Source organism: Mesorhizobium sp. M4B.F.Ca.ET.089.01.1.1 (assembly GCF_004022605.1).
Classification (GTDB): domain Bacteria; phylum Pseudomonadota; class Alphaproteobacteria; order Rhizobiales; family Rhizobiaceae; genus Mesorhizobium; species Mesorhizobium abyssinicae.
Map to the genome: position 1 here is coordinate 1 of NZ_RZOS01001162.1, position 641 is coordinate 641.

At 64.7% G+C, this 641-nt stretch carries 1 protein-coding gene and 1 pseudogene; both read left to right on the forward strand.

The genetic code is table 11. The annotated features are described in order from the left end of the window. Positions 1-396 (forward strand): sugar ABC transporter permease (locus tag EN780_RS36590; protein ID WP_133372974.1); only part of this gene is annotated, 396 nt, incomplete at its 5' end. Next, a pseudogene (locus tag EN780_RS36595) lies at positions 393-641 on the forward strand (carbohydrate ABC transporter permease); the annotation flags it as partial. The gene EN780_RS36590 and the pseudogene EN780_RS36595, both read left to right, overlap by 4 nt.

Below are 641 nucleotides of genomic sequence, written 5' to 3' on the forward strand. Positions count from 1 at the left end.
ATCTGGCAGGGCTCGGGCGTGACGATGGCGATCCTGCTTGCAGGCCTGCGCGGCATCGACGAGGATATCTGGAAAGCGGCGAAGGTCGACGGCATCCCGACGTGGCGCACGCACCTTTCCATCGTGGCGCCGATGATGAAGGGCGCCTTCGCCACCGCCTTCGTTCTCCAGTGCGTCAGCGTGGTGCGCGTCTACGACCTGGTGATCGCCATGACCGGCGGCGGTCCCGGCATCGCCACGTCCATGCCGGCAGTCTACGTCATCCAGCTCATCACCGTGCGTCAGAACGTCGGCCAGGGCATGGCCGCGGCAACGATGATGCTGCTGCCGGTTTTGGTCGTGCTAGCTTTCAGCGGAATTCTGCTGTGGCGGCGCAATCGGGAGGTGGGCGTATGACCGCTGGCCAGATCACCGCCACCCAGCTCGTCCAGGAAGCGCCGGATCAGGCCGGCGTGGGTCCGTTCGGGCCGAAACCGCGACGGGTATCTGCCGGCCGCATCGGCCTTTACGCTTTCCTGATCGTTGCGGCCCTCTTCTTCCTGATCCCGGTCTACATCATGATCGTCACCTCCCTGAAGGGGATGCCCGAGATCAGGCTGGGACATCTCTTCAACCTTCCGGGCGAGCCGACCTTTCAGCCC